This is a genomic window from Micromonospora sp. NPDC047738, assembly GCF_040642675.1.
Taxonomy (GTDB): Bacteria; Actinomycetota; Actinomycetes; order Mycobacteriales; family Micromonosporaceae; genus Micromonospora.
On the sequence record NZ_JBEYSO010000009.1, the window covers coordinates 271,927 to 288,278 of the forward strand.

The 16,352-nt window shown below is 68.9% G+C and carries 13 protein-coding genes; 8 read left to right on the forward strand and 5 right to left on the reverse strand.

What is annotated here, in order from left to right:
• The first annotated feature begins 469 nt into the window (after positions 1–469).
• Complete coding sequence (locus tag ABZ783_RS17835) at positions 470–1,081, forward strand: hypothetical protein (protein ID WP_357439175.1); 612 nt, start codon at positions 470–472, stop codon at positions 1,079–1,081.
• 95 nt (positions 1,082–1,176) lie between these two features.
• Here ABZ783_RS17835 and ABZ783_RS17840 read toward each other — a convergent pair whose 3' ends face one another.
• Together ABZ783_RS17840 and ABZ783_RS17845 are read right to left on the reverse strand one after the other, a co-directional pair.
• The gene (locus ABZ783_RS17840) at positions 1,177–1,368 is read right to left on the reverse strand and encodes a hypothetical protein (protein ID WP_357439178.1); all 192 of its coding nucleotides are present in this window, start codon (positions 1,366–1,368) and stop codon (positions 1,177–1,179) included.
• Positions 1,369–1,725: 357 nt separating this feature from the next.
• Positions 1,726–2,055 (reverse strand): nucleoside triphosphate pyrophosphohydrolase family protein, encoded by a 330-nt coding sequence (locus tag ABZ783_RS17845; protein ID WP_357439180.1) that lies wholly within the window; start codon positions 2,053–2,055, stop codon positions 1,726–1,728.
• 258 nt (positions 2,056–2,313) lie between these two features.
• Here ABZ783_RS17845 and ABZ783_RS17850 point away from each other — a divergent pair, with 258 nt between their 5' ends.
• Positions 2,314–3,681 (forward strand): ricin-type beta-trefoil lectin domain protein, encoded by a 1,368-nt coding sequence (locus ABZ783_RS17850; RefSeq protein WP_357439183.1) that lies wholly within the window; start codon positions 2,314–2,316, stop codon positions 3,679–3,681.
• 232 nt (positions 3,682–3,913) lie between these two features.
• Here the strand turns inward: ABZ783_RS17850 and ABZ783_RS17855 are convergent, their stop codons facing one another.
• Both ABZ783_RS17855 and ABZ783_RS17860 read right to left on the reverse strand, forming a co-directional pair.
• Positions 3,914–7,117 (reverse strand): family 78 glycoside hydrolase catalytic domain, encoded by a 3,204-nt coding sequence (locus ABZ783_RS17855; RefSeq protein WP_357439185.1) that lies wholly within the window; start codon positions 7,115–7,117, stop codon positions 3,914–3,916.
• Between the two features lie 273 nt (positions 7,118–7,390).
• Positions 7,391–7,981, reverse strand: a complete 591-nt coding sequence (locus tag ABZ783_RS17860) for a sugar O-acetyltransferase (protein ID WP_357439188.1) — start codon at positions 7,979–7,981, stop codon at positions 7,391–7,393.
• A 276-nt stretch (positions 7,982–8,257) separates the two neighbouring features.
• On the opposite strand from ABZ783_RS17860, the gene ABZ783_RS17865 reads away from it, so the two are divergent.
• The gene (locus ABZ783_RS17865) at positions 8,258–9,502 is read left to right on the forward strand and encodes an SGNH/GDSL hydrolase family protein (protein WP_357439190.1); all 1,245 of its coding nucleotides are present in this window, start codon (positions 8,258–8,260) and stop codon (positions 9,500–9,502) included.
• 329 nt (positions 9,503–9,831) lie between these two features.
• Complete coding sequence (locus ABZ783_RS17870; protein ID WP_357439193.1) at positions 9,832–10,701, forward strand: AraC family transcriptional regulator; 870 nt, start codon at positions 9,832–9,834, stop codon at positions 10,699–10,701.
• Positions 10,702–10,808: 107 nt separating this feature from the next.
• Here ABZ783_RS17870 and solA read toward each other — a convergent pair whose 3' ends face one another.
• Entirely contained in the window at positions 10,809–11,960 is a 1,152-nt protein-coding gene (gene solA, locus ABZ783_RS17875) for an N-methyl-L-tryptophan oxidase (protein WP_357439195.1), read from the reverse strand.
• 470 nt (positions 11,961–12,430) lie between these two features.
• On the opposite strand from solA, the gene ABZ783_RS17880 reads away from it, so the two are divergent.
• The 4 genes from ABZ783_RS17880 (at position 12,431) to ABZ783_RS17895 (ending at position 16,302) form a co-directional block, all read left to right on the forward strand.
• Positions 12,431–14,458: an FAD-dependent oxidoreductase gene (locus tag ABZ783_RS17880; RefSeq protein WP_357439198.1), complete on the forward strand. Its 2,028-nt coding sequence runs from the start codon at positions 12,431–12,433 to the stop codon at positions 14,456–14,458.
• Between the two features lie 70 nt (positions 14,459–14,528).
• On the forward strand, positions 14,529–15,605 hold the full coding sequence (locus ABZ783_RS17885) for a methyltransferase domain-containing protein (protein ID WP_357439201.1): 1,077 nt from the start codon (positions 14,529–14,531) through the stop codon (positions 15,603–15,605).
• Positions 15,605–15,916 (forward strand): hypothetical protein, encoded by a 312-nt coding sequence (locus ABZ783_RS17890; protein ID WP_073837166.1) that lies wholly within the window; start codon positions 15,605–15,607, stop codon positions 15,914–15,916. Before ABZ783_RS17885 ends, ABZ783_RS17890 begins: the two co-directional genes overlap by 1 nt.
• On the forward strand, positions 15,916–16,302 hold the full coding sequence (locus ABZ783_RS17895; RefSeq protein WP_357439206.1) for a nuclear transport factor 2 family protein: 387 nt from the start codon (positions 15,916–15,918) through the stop codon (positions 16,300–16,302). The genes ABZ783_RS17890 and ABZ783_RS17895 overlap by 1 nt, the downstream gene beginning before the upstream one ends.
• The last annotated feature ends 50 nt before the right edge of the window (positions 16,303–16,352 follow it).

Below are 16,352 nucleotides of genomic sequence, written 5' to 3' on the forward strand. Positions count from 1 at the left end.
GTTGCGCGCTGTCGCACTAGGCAGCCTCGAGGACGAAGAACAGGTAGCGCAGGATGCACGACATGCCCTCCCCCGCACCCGCCGACGGCAGTCCGCCGCCGGACTCAGCGCCGACGGCGCGCAACGAACTGCTCACACCACTCGTGCTGCTGCTCGTCTCGGGCCTTCTGCTGGTGCTGTTTCTCTGCTGTGCCGCCTTTTGGCTGTACCACTAACTGGCCGTTCGTTGCGCTGGACCCGGAGCGCCAGTTTGGAGGCCCGTGCTCAAGCGGTCGTGATGCCCGAACCGCCTGTGGGCGGCGGTCGGCCCGGTCGCGTCTCGTGCCCGCTCGTGCCCGCTGCGGGCCACGGTTTACTGGCCCACGGATGGCCCATGCCGGCCTTCGGGCCAGCAGAAGATCACGGAGGGCTGGTCGTCTGGTGATCGCATGCTTCACTATCGCCCATGACGTGGCGAAGGACCGGGCTGGTGTTGGCGGTCATCCTGGCAGTGGTGGCCTTCATTGGCTGGCGCTGGTGGCACAACCACCCGCCGTACGGCCCGGAAGCGCTGGCCATCAAGTCCTCACTTCAGTTTGTCGGCCACGAGGAGGCTCAGGCCGCGCTCGGCAACAAGGTATACGCCCCACTGTCCAGCGGACGCGACCAGTTGGTGCTCGGGCGGGTTTCCTGGCAGACCCCGCCCAAGCCACTCGATGGCGGATACTTCGCGATCTTCCTCATTGACAAGCGCATCAAGCGCAAGGTGGGAAGCTTCAGCGCATCGTCGCCACGGCAGGAGGCCATCAGCGCCGGGTACGCCGGAGTGGAGAACAAGATCCCGGAGCGCTATCCCTGGCTGCAGGGCGCGGGCGACGTCAGAGAGGGAAACACCTGGTGGAGCTACGGCTCCAGACTGGCCGTGTACGACGGGGCCGCTTCGCCGCTTACGTTCGTCGCGCCCTTCCGGTATCTGGAGGGGCCGCAACGGGCGGCGGCTAGGGCGGCCACTGCACCGGTTGCGATGTCGGACCTGCTGCTGGCCTTGGTCTACCTGGGGTCCGATGGGCAGGTGTACTGGGCGCAGCGGCTCCAAGGCTAGTAGGGGATTTCCTCGTCGGACAGTCGCCAGACCGTCCAGCCTCCCTGGACGGGGACAAGGCGCAGCGCCCCACGGACGAGTCTCGATGACGGTTGTCAAACGGACCGTGCGGTGGACAGCAGCTCCTCGGTCGGGCAGGTTTGTGTCTGCCCAGGGTGCCGCGCCCTGGCATCGATGCCGGCACGCCGGGTTGCCTCGCCGGCGATCAGCCACACCAGCGATGTCGAACGAACGCCGGCCCAATCGACAGCAACCCGCCACGAGCGCGTCGAGTCCACGACACTCATCGGCCTCTCGACCAGTACGAGCAACCTCGGTGCGGCGTTACTCCGTCTCCTGTTCGTGGCACGAGCGAGAGGTCCCGCGCGGTGAACCCGGTTGCGAAGAGTGGGCGCCGGCGGCGCGGTGTCGTGGAGACCGCGTGGCTCCTGCTGCCGTGGCGCTCGCCGTCAGCTGGGCGCGCATGCCCGACGTGGCCTCGCCCGAGCTCGGCGCAGGGCCGGAGGCGGTGCCTGCGTTTTGCCTGGCCCGCCGCCGGTGCGACGTCCTGTAGGGGCCGCTCCACAACAAGACCCGCTACCGGCCCTCCGAAACCGTTCCCACCCCGGACGCGGCTCGACAAACCACATAGGCAAACCCCTGGCTCAGCGGTTGTCGCCGCTGCCACCCAGCACGCCGCGGTCCTGGCGGCTGGCCAGCTTGGCCAGGTTGGCCGCCGCGATGTCGTCCAGCGGCAGATCGAGGTAGTCGGCGAGCACCGCCACGTACCAGAGCACGTCACCGAGTTCCTTGGCTATGTCGGCCCGGTCGATCCGCGACTCGTCGCTGTCGAGGTCTCGGACCCACTTCTTGAACTTCTCGGCGATCTCACCCGATTCGCCGACCAGCCCGAGCACCAGGTGGAGCAGCTCGTTCCTCTTGTCACGTGGAGCGGCAGTACGGAGGGCGCCGCGCTGATACTCGTCCAGGTCCATGGCGGACCAGTATGACCGAACCCTTCACCAACCGGACCGCCGGAGCCGTTTCCGCCCGCGTTGACGGGGGAATTAGCGGACACTTAGACTTCCGTCGATTTGTTGCCTGCAACATTGTCCGGGTTTCTGCGCGGGCGGCGCTGCTCGTCGCCTGCGGCCCCATCGCGCAGCCACCCACGTGCCTGGAAGGGGCTGTCCATGTTGCGCATGCGTGCTTTCTGGCGAGGCTTGCGCCGCTTTCCGCGACGGGGCGCCACGGTGGCTTCCCTCGTCGCCCTGCTCGCCGCGATGGTCGTCGTCGAGGTGGGCGCGAGCGCCCCTGCGCTCGCGAACACGAGTCAGTTCAAGGGGGTCAACTGGGCCGACCCCAGGGACAACTACGCCGAGGACCCGATCGTCCTCTCGGGCGTGTCGGCAACCGACGACTATGCCACCACGTACACCAAGGCCACCTCGATCATCGGAGCGTTCGAGACCAACCTCGGCGCGAACACCGTGCGGCTGCCGATCAACCCGTACACCGTCAACGGGCCTCGCTGGGCTCCGTACACGGGTGCCATCGATGCCGCCGTGGCCAAGGGCTTCAAGGTCATCCTCAGCTACTGGGAGGGTTCCGCCCACAAGGACGGGCTGATCGACAACACCACCGCCTTCTGGAACATGTGGACCACGGTCGTCAACAAGTACGCCGGCAACGGCCTGGTCTACTTCGAGCCGATGAACGAGCCCCACGGGTACACCCAGAGCGCCTGGGCGAACGTCGCCGCCTCGTGGATCAGTACCTACCCGTCGGTCCCGAAGAACCGGATCTTCGTCAGTGGCACCGGGTACAACGACAACGTCACCAGCGTGTGCGCCGACAGCCGGTTGTCCGGAACCTTCCTTTCGCTGCACTTTTACGGGTTCTGGAACCCGACCGAGGCCAGCTACGCGGCCTGGGCCACCGACTTCCGGAACCGGATCGGTTCGTGCGCCTCCCGCACCGTTCTGGACGAGTGGGGTGCGCCCATGACGAGCGGGCTGAACTACAACGGCCCGGACAACGGCAACGCCTACATCGCCTACATCCAGGCCGTCAGCGACAACCTTCGCTTGCTGGGCATGGGCTCGGTCTACTGGCCGGGTTTGCGCGCCAACGACGGCTACAGCATGACCAGGCTCGGCCCCAATTACACCCTCATCAACAACAACGCCTCCGGGGTCAACCGGCTGCAGTGGTCGTGGGGCGGCGGCGGAACCTTCAACGCCCCGGTCCGCGGCGTCGCCTCCAACCGCTGCCTCGACGTGCCCAACTCCTCGACCACCTGGGGCACGAAGCTGTTCATCTACGACTGCAAGAGCAGCGCCAACCAGTTGTGGCTGCAGACTCCGTCGAAGACCCTGGTGGTGTACGGGAAGCTGTGCCTGGACGTCACTGGTGCCAGTACCACCGCTGGCGCACAGGTCCAGGTCTGGGACTGCAATGGGCTGCCGAACCAGCAGTGGAACATCAACAGCAACGGCACGATCACCAGCGTGCAGACCGGCTACTGCCTCGATGTGAACGGCGGCGGCACGGCCAACGGCACGAATGTCATCGTGTGGTACTGCAACGGCGGCGCGAACCAGCAGTGGAAACGCGCATGAGAGTCCACGGCCGGTAGCCCTGACCGCAACGGCCGCGCCTGGTGGGGTCGTTACGACGGTCCCACCAGGCGTCTGGCGGTTCGGCGCGTGCGCTGCAGCCGATGCCGGTAAGTATCGGAGTTCGGCCCGCTCCCTCGGTGCCGTGACTCGTCACAGCACCGAGGGAGCGCACGTGATGCGGCGGGAGCGGACCCGACACTGGGTTGCCCGTCCCCGCCGACGATCGGCGGGTTCAGTGGCAGACGGACGTGAGGCGCTCGTCGTCCTTCGGCTCACCGCCCGGGGCCGTGCTGAAGACATGGCAGCCGCTCGCGACGCCGTCGACGCGTAGGTACCCGCGCTCGCGTACCGTGGGCCACGCGCGGCCGTCGACGTACACGACAGCTGTGGCCGCGTCCCCGGCCGGGACGAAGACCGACGCGACCGTGTTGCCGGGCACGTATGCGCTGACGTCCGTGCGACCGTCATGGGTGTGGAACGCCGCGCCGATCCGGCCCTTCAGCGTGGGCAGCGTGACGCTCGCCCAGGTGACCGACTGCGGTTGGGGACGCAGGTCGAACGTTGCGTAGCCGGGTGTGGTCGGCCGGAGGCCGAACATGCCCTGCGGGATGTTGTACGCCGGCGAGGCGGCCCACGGGTGGGAGTAGGTCATGTTCGACTTCAGGGAGGCGTCCCACGCCTCCGCCGTGGCCCCCGCTCCGTTGGCGATCATGTTGAGCCAGCTGCGACGGCCGCTGTTGGTGAGCAGCTGGTAGGCCAGGTCGGAGCGGTCGCCGTTGTAGAGCGACTCGATGAGGAACGCGGCGCAGTACACGCTGCACTGCATGCCGCGCGAGCCGATGTAGTCCGCGGCGCGGGCCGCCTGATCGGCGTCGGGTACGCCGAACGCGCTGGCGAAGACACTGGCGTGGACCGCCCAGTGCTCGACCGGAGTACGGTCGGCGTTCAGGCCGTCCCGGTAGGCGCCCTTCGCGTCGTCCCACAACAGCTCGTTCATCGCGGAGCGGATCCGCTCCCCGGTGGTGGTGAAGGAGGCCGCGTCGTCGTCGCGGCCCAGCGCCTTCGCGATTGCCGCCATGTCCATGAAGCTGCGGTAGCCGATGGCGTTGATGACAGTGTTGTAGGGCCGGAAGACGAAGCCGTCCCGCTCCGACGCCGGCCAGTCGACGATGTCGCAGTCGGTCCGGCTGCCGCAACCATCGGATCCGGTGTTCTTGCGGATCAGGCCGGTGCTCTCCTCGATCCACTGGTCGGGCAGCTTCTCCCGTAGCTGGTCGTAGCTGCGCTCCAGTTGCGCCACGTCGCCGGTCTGCTGATAGCTGTCGTGCATCGCCAGAATCGTGTACATCGGCCACTCGGTGGGCCAGGTGCGCCGGGTGAGCAGGTAGTCGATGGAGTAATTGCCGAGGGACGGGTCCGCGGAGGTGAAGAAATTGGCCATCATCTGCAGGTAGCTGTCGGCCTCGTACGGCTCGCGCTCCCGCGTCCAGGAGTCGACGTACAGGTTGTGGTTGGTCGCCTCGACGGTGTTGCGCGACAGGCGCCAGACCTTGTCGAGGGCGTCGTCGGAGGAGTCGAACACGGCACTGTCGGCGTCGAACGGGTAGACCTGCGCGAGGGCCGGGAAGTCCTCGGCTCCTAGACCGGCCGGCGCGCCGATCACCTCGAGGTAGCGGAACACCCGCATGCCCCAGGTCTCGGCGTGCTGCGGCCCGTCGACGAGCGTCCAGCGGTCCTGGTACTGGTTGCCGGTCCGCATGTTGTAGCGGACGGTCTGCGGCGCGGAGAGCTCCTCGCCGAAGCGCAGCTCGAGGACCTGGCCGCTGTTGCCGTCCAGGTCGAGGCTCACGCCGCCGAGCCAGGTCCGGCCGTAGTCCACGAAGTAGTGGCCCGGCTCCTTCTCGACGACCTCGACCGGGTGTTCCAGCCGCTGCCGGACCTTGTCCGTGGGGGTGGCGACCAGCTTGGTGTACGGCGCCTTCGCCGCCGCCGGCTGCCACGCGGAGTCGTCGAAGCCGGGCTCGTCGAAGCCGGTCGGGTACGCCGCCACCTGCACGTTTTCCTTGGGTGCGGTGTAGTAGCCCGTGCCGATCGAGCCGGCCGACGGGTAGACGCCGGAGCCGTTGAGCGTGGTCCAGTTCTCCCCGGTGCCGAACGTCTGCCTCGTGCCGTCGACGTACTCCACGACCAGCTGCGCCTGGAAGCGCCGGTCGCTGGTGGTCCATGCGAGCGCGCCGAGTGCGTTGGCGCCGCCCTGCCGGACCAGGTCGGTCACGTCGAAGCCGTCGTACCGTGTCTCACCGGCGATGGACCGCGTGGGGCCGAGGCCGACGAAGTCGCCGTTGAGCCACAGCTTGTAGACGTACTGACGGCCTGGCTCGGGCGAGGAGCCGGTCGCGAAGACGGTCGCCCAGGCGACCTCCTTGTCAGCGGTGTTGAACTCGCCGCGGAGGAAGGCCCAGTCCGTGCTGCCGAGCCCGTAGACGCAGTTCTGGCCGGTGCCGACGTTCAGCCTCCCGCCGGCCACCGTGCCGCAGGCGAAGTCGGAGCTGGAGGCCTCGAAGTCGTTGGCGTAGAGCTTGCGCCCGTCGGGTGCGATGACCGTCAGGTTGTCCCAGCTGTTGCGCTCGCTGCCGCCGGTGCGGAACCCGATGCTGCCGCGCGTGAACCGCACGTTCTGCGTGGTGTCGATGAGCCGGTCGTCGAGCCAGGTGCGGACCGTGGAGCCCGAAACTCCGATCCGGAGCCGATAATCGGTGTTGCGTTGGAGCGCGACGCCCAGCGGGACTGTCTTCAGCTCCTGGAAGGTGCCGTTGACCCGCTGGTGCGGCGCGAGTTGGTTGACGCCGTCCCCCCTGAGCTGCCACATGAGGTAGTTGCTGGGGTCCTGCGCGTTGAACACGATGGTCGCGTTCTGCGTGGTGATCGAGAACGTCGTCTCGATCGTGTAGTCGCTCCACTGCAGCGGTGCGGGATCGCCGAGCCAGATCGGGTTGCTCTGCGCCCAGTCACCACCGAGGGAGGTGCCGAAGCCGGCGGGCTGCGACCACGGGGACACCTTCCCCGCGCCGTCCCATGTCCGGACCCGCCAGTGGTAGCGCTCGCCGCGGTCGAGGGTCTCCCCGGCGTACGCGACGTTCGTGCTCTCCGGGGACGTCACCTTCCGGGAGTCCCACACGAGGTCCTTGCCGGACTTCAGGCCGGAGAAGGTTTCCGCCACCTGGACCTGGTAGGCGGTCTGGTGCGCCGTCGGAACGTGCCAGCCGAGGAGCGGCGCATCGACGTCGTCGACGTCCGCCGGCCCGGAACGCTGCTCGACCGTGAGCGCCGACGGAAAAGCGTTGCCGGGCGCGGCCTCGCCCTGCGACGCGATGGGCAGTTCGACAACGACCGCGAGCCCGACGGCCAGCGCGAGGACCAGCGTCCGAGTGGCCACGCGTGGACGGGAGGCGTGCTTCAGGAACATCTGCGTCCCCTCTATTGAAACGTTCCAACGCCACGCCATGCTAACGATCGGTGACGCCGGTCACAAGATCCTGGCCGGACCCGGCCATGACCCCTCGATGATCCCGGTCCACCAGGCACCTTCCCTGGTTGCCGGCACGAGATCCTGCCCCCTACCTCATCCCCGGCGGCATGGCGTTTTCAACCCCGTCGAAGTGGTGCGCCCGTGCCGGGACGGCAGCTTCCGCTTCCAACTCGGCGTGCCTCAAGGTCGGTAGCCCGTCTTGTCGGCGTCGGTGATCTCGCGCAGCACTCGGGCCGGCGATCCGACGGCGATGACACCGGACGGGATCGAGCGGGTGACCACGCTCCCCGAACCGATGATTGTGTTGTCGCCGATGGTCACGCCCTGGTTGATGGTGGCGCCGCCGCCGATCCAGACGTGATCGCCGATCGTGACCGGCTTGGCGTAACACCCGCCGGCTGCCCGTTCGGCAGCATCGAGGGCGTGGTTCGAGGTGTAGATGCCGACGCGCGGGCCGAAAAGAACATGATCACCGACGGTGATGCCACCCCCGTCCAGCATCACACAGTCGAAGTTGGCGTAGAAGTGGTCGCCGACGCTGATGTTGAAGCCGAACTCGCAGCGGAACATCGGCTCGAAATGGCACTCCCGCCCAACCGCGCGGAGCAGTCGCCGCAGGATCGCCTCGCGCTGCTCCTGCGGCTGCCCGAAGCTGTCGTTGTACTCAGTGGTCAGCAGCACGGCCCGCTGCCGAGCCTGCACCAGTTCATCGGTGAGGTCGTTGTACATCCGGCCCGAGAGGATGTGCTCCCGCTGCGCTTCGAGCGTCACCGCATGATCCTTCCATCGTCCGGGCTGCGGCCGCTTGTCGGCACGCGAGAACCGCTCATCGCCCAGTTGGAGCCGTTCATCTCAATTGCAGGACCAGATGTCCGTGCGTCACCACCAGGCCACTTAGCGTGGTTCGCGCGTTGGCGATCAGACTAACGGCCGGCGATCCCGGTGCCTGACCGCCGAACGTACGGTCCCTGCTCGACCGGTCGCCTCGGGACCCTTCCTGCCCGGCCAAGTGCCGCCATGCAGAACTCACTGAGGGAGTCATTCCTGATGAACCAGCCACGCATGCCCTTAGTTACCACCGGGCTCGCCATCGCCACCGGCCTGGCAACCGTCGCCGCCCTCGTCGGACCAGTCGCCGCCGAGCCGAGCTCCGACGCCTCCACGCAGGCGACCTCGGTCACCACCGACCAGGTCGTCACCTGGGGCGCCAGCGCGGACCGGGTCGGCGGGTCGTTCGCCGACCAGACGGTCCGCAACATCATCCACACCAGCATCGGTGGCAGCGACCTGCGCATCTCGTTGTCGAACGTGTTCGGTGACCGCATCGTGACCTTCGACTCCGTCTACGTCGGCATTCAGAGCGAGGGCGCCGGGGTCGTACCGGGCACCAACCAGCAGGTCACCTTCGCCGGCGGCGAGTCGGTGACTGTTCCGAACGGTGCGGAGGTCCTCAGCGACCCGCTGCCAGGCGACGTGCCCGGCGACACCAATCTCACGGTCAGCATCCACGTCAAGGGTGCCAGCGGCAGCCTGACCGGACACAACCTGGCCATGCAGACCAACTACATCTCCGGGCCTGGTGATCACGCCGCGGACACCGATGGGACGGCCTTCACCCAGCAGGCGACCCGCTGGTACTGGGTCGATGCGCTGGTCGTCGACACGCGGCAGCAGGTCGACACTGTGGCCACGCTCGGCGATTCCATCACCGACGGCTACGGGTCCACCCGCGACGCCAACCACCGGTGGCCGGACTACCTCGCCCGCCGTATCGCGGAACAGCCCCCGGCGCACCAGTTCGGCATCATGAACGAAGGCATCTCCGGCAACCGGGTTCTCACCGACGGCGCCGGGGTGAACGTCCAGGCCAGATTCGACCGAGACGTGCTTTCCCAGCCCGACGTGCGCACCGTCATCCTCATGGAGGGCATCAACGACATCGGCGGCGGCGTCGCAACGTCGGCGGACCAGCTGATCTCGGCCTACCGGATGCTGATCGCCCGCGCCCACACCAACCACACCTGCATCCTCGGTGCCACGCTGACCCCGTTCGAGGGCGCCGGCTACTACAGCCCTGCCAAGGAAGTCATCCGCGAGGAGGTGAACACCTGGATCCGGACGAGCGGCGAGTTCGACGGGGTCATCGACTTCGATCAGGTCACCCGCGACCCCGCGAACCCCAAGCGGTTCCTGCCGGCCTACGACGTCGGCGACCACCTGCACCCCAGCGACGCCGGCTACCAGGCGATGGCCAACGCCATCGACCTCAGGCAGCTCGAGTGCAGCCGGTAGCGACACCAGCGCGCTAGGTCGGCAGTTCGTCGCACCCACCCCTGCCAGCGGCTGTGCAGACCGTCGTAGGGCCCGCGCCACGTCGGTGCGGGCCCTACGACGAGCGCTCGGGCACAACTGCCGTACCCCCCGCGATCTCACGGCGATCCGCACAGGTCGACAGCCGGCGCGCCATTCCCTCACCGGAACCTGCAAGCCGCTGCTGAGCGGAGCGTCCTGACCGGTAATGCGTTGGCACCGCGGCGGTCCAGGTACATGATCGGATCGGACCGCAACGGTCGGGCGGGACCGGGGTCCTTCGGCCAGGCTTGACGTCGAAGGGAGGCCTCGTGATCTCGGCACTCAACCGGCTTGTCGACCTTGTCGAAGAGCACCTCACCGAGGAGTTCGACGTCAACGGATTGGCCAGGGCGGTCGGCACGACCGAATACCACCTGCGGCGGATGTTCTCGTCGTTGGCCGGCATGCCGCTGTCGGAGTACGTGCGCCGGCGCCGCATGACCGTCGCCGCTGCCGACGTCGTCCGAGGCGAGGACGATCTGCTGAGCATCGCCGTCCGGCACGGATACGGCTCGACCGAGGCGTTCGGACGTGCGTTCCGGGCGGTACACGGCGCCGGCCCCGGTGACGTTCGCCGCGACGGAGGCCCCCTTCGCACACAACCGCAGCTCAGGTTCCGCCTGACCGTCGAAGGGAGCATCCCCATGGACACCCGCATCGTCGACCGCCCCGCATTCCGGCTCGCCGGACACGCAGCCCGGGTTCCGCTGATCCATCAGGGCATCAACCCGCACATCCAGCAGCACATCACGGCACTGCCGCCAGAGGCGCACCTGCGGCTGAAGGCCCTCGGCGACACCGAGCCGGGAGGCCTGCTGCAGGTCTGCGACGACCTCGACCCCGACGGCACGGAGGGCAGCGAGCTGACCTACCTGCACGGGGTCGCTGTCTCCCGGGACAAGCCGGCCCCCGACGACCTCGACACCATCGAGGTACCGGCCGGCAGGTGGGCGGTCTTCCGCACCGCCGGACCCCATCCGCAGGCCCTGCAGAAGACCTGGGCCGCGACCGCGACGGAGTGGTTCCCCTCCAACCCGTGGCGTCTGCGGCCAGGGCCCTCGATCGTCGCGATCCTCGAGCGCGCGGACGACTTCAGCACCGCGACCTGCGAGCTGTGGCTGCCCGTCGAACCGATCTGACGGACCCTGCGGATGTTGGGAACAGACGCGCCCAGCACCCGGCGTCCGACTCCGAACGATGCGTTACCGCGTGGCTCACAGATGGGTGACGCGATGCCTCGGCCGGTTCAGCTGTGACCTTGGAAGTCGCGTCGCGGGTCGAACAGGCTGATGGGGTGGAACGTCGAGCCGCTCGTCGCCAGGTCGGCGAGGATCTCGCCGACGACCGGGACGAACTTGAAGCCGTGACCGGAGAACCCGCAGGCCACCGTGACCTGCGGGTGCTCCGGGTGCGTCGCGATCACGAAGTGCTGGTCGAGCGTGTTGGTGTACATGCAGGTCGCCGCCCGCAGCAATCGCCCCGGAAGGGCGGGCAGGACTCCGGCCAGGTGTTCCCGCATGTCCTGGATCTCCTCCGGGTGCACCTGCCGATCGATGGTCTCCGGGGTGCAGACCTGACCGCGCCGGAAGAACGCCACCTTGGCACCGCCGTCGGGCCCGTCGATGGCCGGGAAGCCGTAGATCTGCGTGCCGGCGCCGTCCTCGTGGATGTAGATGGGATGCCGCCCGGGTTGGAAGGGGCCCACCCCGGTCTCCGGCTGGAACCAGTACATGACCTGCCGCTCGACGCTGAACGGCACACCGAGGTCGGCGAGGAGTGCCGGGGCCCACGCCCCGGGGCAGACGACGAGCCGGCCAGCTGTGTAGAAACCCCCCTCGGTCGTCACTCGCACGCCGCCGTCGGGCAGCGCCTGCCATCGCCGCACCGGCTCGTTGTAGCGGAGGTCGGCGCCGTCCCGTCCGGCCAGCTCGAGGTGAGCGGCCACGGTCGCCTCGGGGCGAACGAAGCCGGCCTTGGCCTCGAAGAGCGCCACCTCCTCATCCCGGGGACTGAAGGTCGGGAAGCGGCGACGTAGCTCCCTTGCGTCGAGGATCTCGTGCGGCAGGTCCCACTCGCGCGAAGCGCGCAGACTGCCGGCGAAGGTGTGGCTCTCCGGCCGGCCGACAAACACACCGCCGGTGAGCGAGATGATCTCCCGTCCGGCATCGCGTTCCAGCTTGTCCCACAGCTCGTACGCTCGAAGCAGGAGCGGCACATAGGCCGGATCCTCGAAGTACGACTGCCGGGTGATGCGCGAGCCGCCGTGGCTGGACCCGCGGTCGTGCGCCGGCCCGAACTGCTCCAGACCAAGCACACGCTGCCCCCGCGCGGCCAGGTGGTAGGCGGCGCTGCTGCCCATCCCGCCGAGCCCCACGACGATGACGTCATAGGCCGCCATTTCTACGCCTCCAGCCTCCCTGCGTCATTCGACCAGGACGCTACACGCCTGGCGCGCTGCTGCCGCACAAGATCCAAACGGTCGCCTCCCCCACAGGGAACCGCCCTTGGCCAGCTCGCAACGCCGCTTGGTCGGGCATTGGCGTGAGAGCCAGTTGAACCGCCGCCTTACCCGCACCGTCCGGCGGTCAACCCAGCGTCGGAGTCGGCCCGACAGCGTGCGGCGGGATGGTCGGGCAGGCGTGCGCGGCCGGCGGGTACGACCGGACCGGCTGATAGATCAACGTCTCTGTCGACCGTTCGGCTGGGCAGAACAGCAGGTCAGCCGGGTTTCGATCCCGGATGTTACTTGTCGGTAGCCCATTGACGGCCACGAACGCCAGTCCTACCGTTCCACTCAATCGAACGGCGTACGGTTCACCCGAACACTCCTCGGCCAAGCCGAGCACGGCCCGAACAGGAAGGCCGAGCATGCCTGATGACAAGCTCCGTACCCTCCTCTCCTCAGTTCAGCTCGGCTCCGTCCAGCTCCGCAACCGGGTCTTCGTCCCCGGACACACCACCAACTTCGGCCGGGACAACGTGCCCACGCAGCGACTCGTCGCATACCACGAGGAGCGCGCCAGCGGCGGCGTCGGCCTGATCATCACCGAGGCGATCCGGGTCCACCCGACCAGCGCGGGCCGCAGCATCAGCCTCGGCAGCTTCGACGACTCGTCGATCCCGGCGTACGCAGCGACGGCCGAGGCGGTCCACGCACACGGCGCGCACATTTTCGCCCAGATCATGCATGCCGGGCGGCAGGCCAACGGGGATGCCACCCGTACCGCCGCCTGGTCGTCGTCCCCGGTGCCCTGGGCGGCCGGCGCCCACGTACCGCATGCCATGGGACGTCGGGACATCGCGGTGATCGTCCACGCGTTCGCCGCAGCGGCCCGGCGGATGCGGCAGGCCGGCTTCGACGGGCTGGAGGTGCATGCCGGACACGGCCACCTGCTCCAGCAATTCCTCTCACCGCACACCAACACGCGCGCGGACGAGTACGGCGGCAGCCTCGACAACCGAATGCGGTTGACCCGGGAGGTGCTGACGGCCGTGCTGGCCGCCGCTCCCGAGTTGCCCGTCGGACTGCGGGTCAGCGCCGACGAGTTCCTGCCCGGCGGGCTCGACCCGGCGGCGGTGCTGGAGATCGTCGGCAAGCTGCGCGCCGACTTCCCGCTGGCATACGTGCACGTCAGCCACTCCGCCTATCACGGCAGCTACACGCTGGCGACGCAGATCGCCGACATGACCTTCGGCCACGCCCCGTTCCGGCACCACGCCGCGTTGTTCAAGCGAGAGTTCCCCGACCTGCCGGTGCTGGCGGTGTGTCGGCTCGACAGCCTGCCCGAGGCGGCCGAGCTGATCGCCGCCGGCGAGGCCGACCTGGTCGGGCTGGCCCGCCCGCACATCGCCGACCCGCACCTGGTGCGCAAGGCGGCCGAGGGCCGCCAGCACCAGACACGCGCCTGCCTGGCCTGCAACCAGGGGTGCATCGGCCGGTTGGAGGCGAGCCTGCCGATCTCCTGCGTGGTCAACCCGGAGGTCGGCGCCGAGCGGGAATGGTCGCAGGCCTGGCCGGAGCTGCCCGGGCCGGCCGGTATCCGCCGGGTCCTCGTGGTCGGCGGTGGTCCCGCCGGTCTGGAGGCCGCGATCGCCGCCCGGCGGGCCGGGCACCAGGTGACCCTGGTCGAGGCACGCGAGCGGCTCGGCGGCCAGGTGGAGCTGGCCGCGCGGGTGCCCGGACGGCAGCGGTTCGGCCTACTCACCCAGGACCTGGCGCGCGACGTGCGGGCCGCCGGTGTGCAGGTGCGGCTCGGCCGCCGGATCAGTGTTGAGGAGGTGCTGGCCGGCGACTACCAGGACGTCATCCTGGCGACCGGGTCCCGCCCCGCCCGCCGGTCGCTGCCGGACGGCCCACCGGTGATCGACCTCTGGCAGGCGGTCGACCGCCTGGCCGATCCGGCCTTCCGGCCCTCCGGCGCCGTGGTGGTTCTCGACGACGAGGGCACCTGGGCGGCGGCCTCGATCGCGGAGAACCTCGCCCGGCGGGGAGCCCGCGTCCACCTGGTCTCCCCCACCGCCGGGTTGAGCGCCCGGATCACGACGTACTCGCGGCTGGCGCTGCTCAAACGCTTCGCGGACCTGGGCGTCGTGGCCCATCCACTACGGGCCGTCCGCGGGGCTGGCGCTTCGGCGGTCACCCTCACCGGCCCGCTCGCCGGCGACGACCTCCGCCTCGACGAGGTCACCGCGGTGGTCGATGCCGGCTCGGCGCTCGCCGACGACGAGCTGTACCGACAGCTCGACGCACTGCCCGACGGTCCGCGAGTCCACCTCGTCGGCGACGCCAACGCCCCCCGGACCGCCTTCGAGGCCGTCTACGAGGGGCGGTTGGCGGGCGCATTCCTTGGCAGCTACGACACCGCCTCCGCGCAGCGGGTGCTGCACGCTCACTGACCCGTCCACCCGGTCGCCCGGCCCGCCCTGGTCGACCGTCCCCCACCACAGTCCGAAGAGGAGACAAGGCATGTTCGATGTCGAGGAGCGCCTCACCTTGGATGAGCGTTCCGCCGTGGATTTCGTCCTCAGTCTGCGCAAGCGCTGGGCGGACACCGTCTACCCCGCGCTGCGCCAGGAATACGGCGCCACCGGCTCGCCGGCGACGACAGTCGCTGACGCCGGGCAGGTGCTGCGCGGCCTCCCGCTGTACCCGTGGTTCAGCCACCTGGAGCGGGTCCAGCAGAAGATGTTGTGGAAGCTCGCCGGCGACGCGGTGCTGAGCCGCCGCGATGAGCTGGCCGACCAGATGAAGGCGCTGCCCGAGCAGCCCGCGGGCTCCCTCGAGCTGGACCCGGAGCTGGACCTTCCGGACTGGTACACCGATTACGACATCCACATCCAGCCGGGGAGCTTCTTCTCCGACGACATGTCGGCGTATGTGTACGAGTTCGGGGCGCGCATCGTCATGCTGCGCGACAACGACGGCTACAAGTTCCACAAGCTGTTCACCGAGACCGCGCTGCCGGAGCTGCCGGCGGCGACGCGGGTGGTCGACATCGGCTGCGGGTTCGGCAAGAGCACCCGCCCGCTGGTGGGCCGGTACCCGACGGCGCAGGTGATCGGCGTCGACCTGGCCGCCCCTGGGCTGCGGCTCGCCCACGCCGAGGCGGAGGCGGCCGGGCTGGCCGTCGACTACCGCCAGGTCGACGGCCGGGCGACCGGCTTCGAGGCCGACAGCTGCGACGTCGTCACCGGGACAATGGTGCTGCACGAGATGCCGGCCGACGCGATCCGCGAAACGATCGAGGAGGCGGCCCGCCTGCTCAAGCCGGGCGGCTCGCTGCGGTTCCTGGAGTTCATGCTCACCGGCGACCCGCTGCGCGACGCCACCATCTATGAGCACGCCGAGCGGAACAACGAGCCCTTCTTCCGGGCCCTGTTCGGCTCCGACCTGATCGCGGTGTGCACCGAGGCCGGTCTCACCGACGTGTCCTGGACCCCGTTCGACGAGCGCCGAAGCGGTGTCCAGCCGCAGGGCTGGGGCGACCGTTCGGAGTGGCACTTCCCCTGGGCCGTACTGGCCGCGACCAAGCCGGAGGCGTGATGAGCACCGAGTTCGACTACTTCGGAGACCCCAAGGTCGGCAAGCTGCTCGACCTGCTGTTGCAGCTCTCCACCGAGCTGCACGTGACCCGGCAGCGGTTGCGCGTCGTGGAGGCGTTGCTGGTCCGCGGGAACATCCTCGGCGCGGGCGCCGTCGACGGTTTCGTGGCCGGGCAGGAGGAGCAGCAGGTCCTCGACCGCGAACGGGACGAGCTGCTGGCCCGACTGATGCGGATCCTCACCGAGCACGGTCCCGCCGAGCACCCGCTGCGGGACCAGTGGGAGGCGGCGCTGAGCGGCAAGACCGGCTGATGGGTATCCACGACGGGGTCCGACTGGTCGACCACTACCTGCAGCTGTGCGAGGACCGCAACCTCGACGAGGCCGGCCGGTTCCTCGCGCCGGGAGCGCGGCTGGTCTTCCCCGCCGGCCGGGAGTACTCCTCCCTGAAGCAGATGGCGGCCGCGTCGACCGGGACCTACCGGTGGGTCCGCAAACACCGCGACCGGTACCTGGTGGGCGACGCCGAGGGACGGATCTCGGTGACCTCACTCGGGCGGCTGTACGGGCAGTGGCACGACGGCAGCCCGTTCGACGGCATCCGCTATGCGGACGTGTTCGTCCTCGACGACGGGCTGATCGTCGAGCAGCACGTCTACAACGACCTGGCGATCGCCGCCTCGCTGCTGAACACCTGATTGACGGTCGCCGCCATCGGCGGCCGGCCGGACCTTCCGACTGATGACGA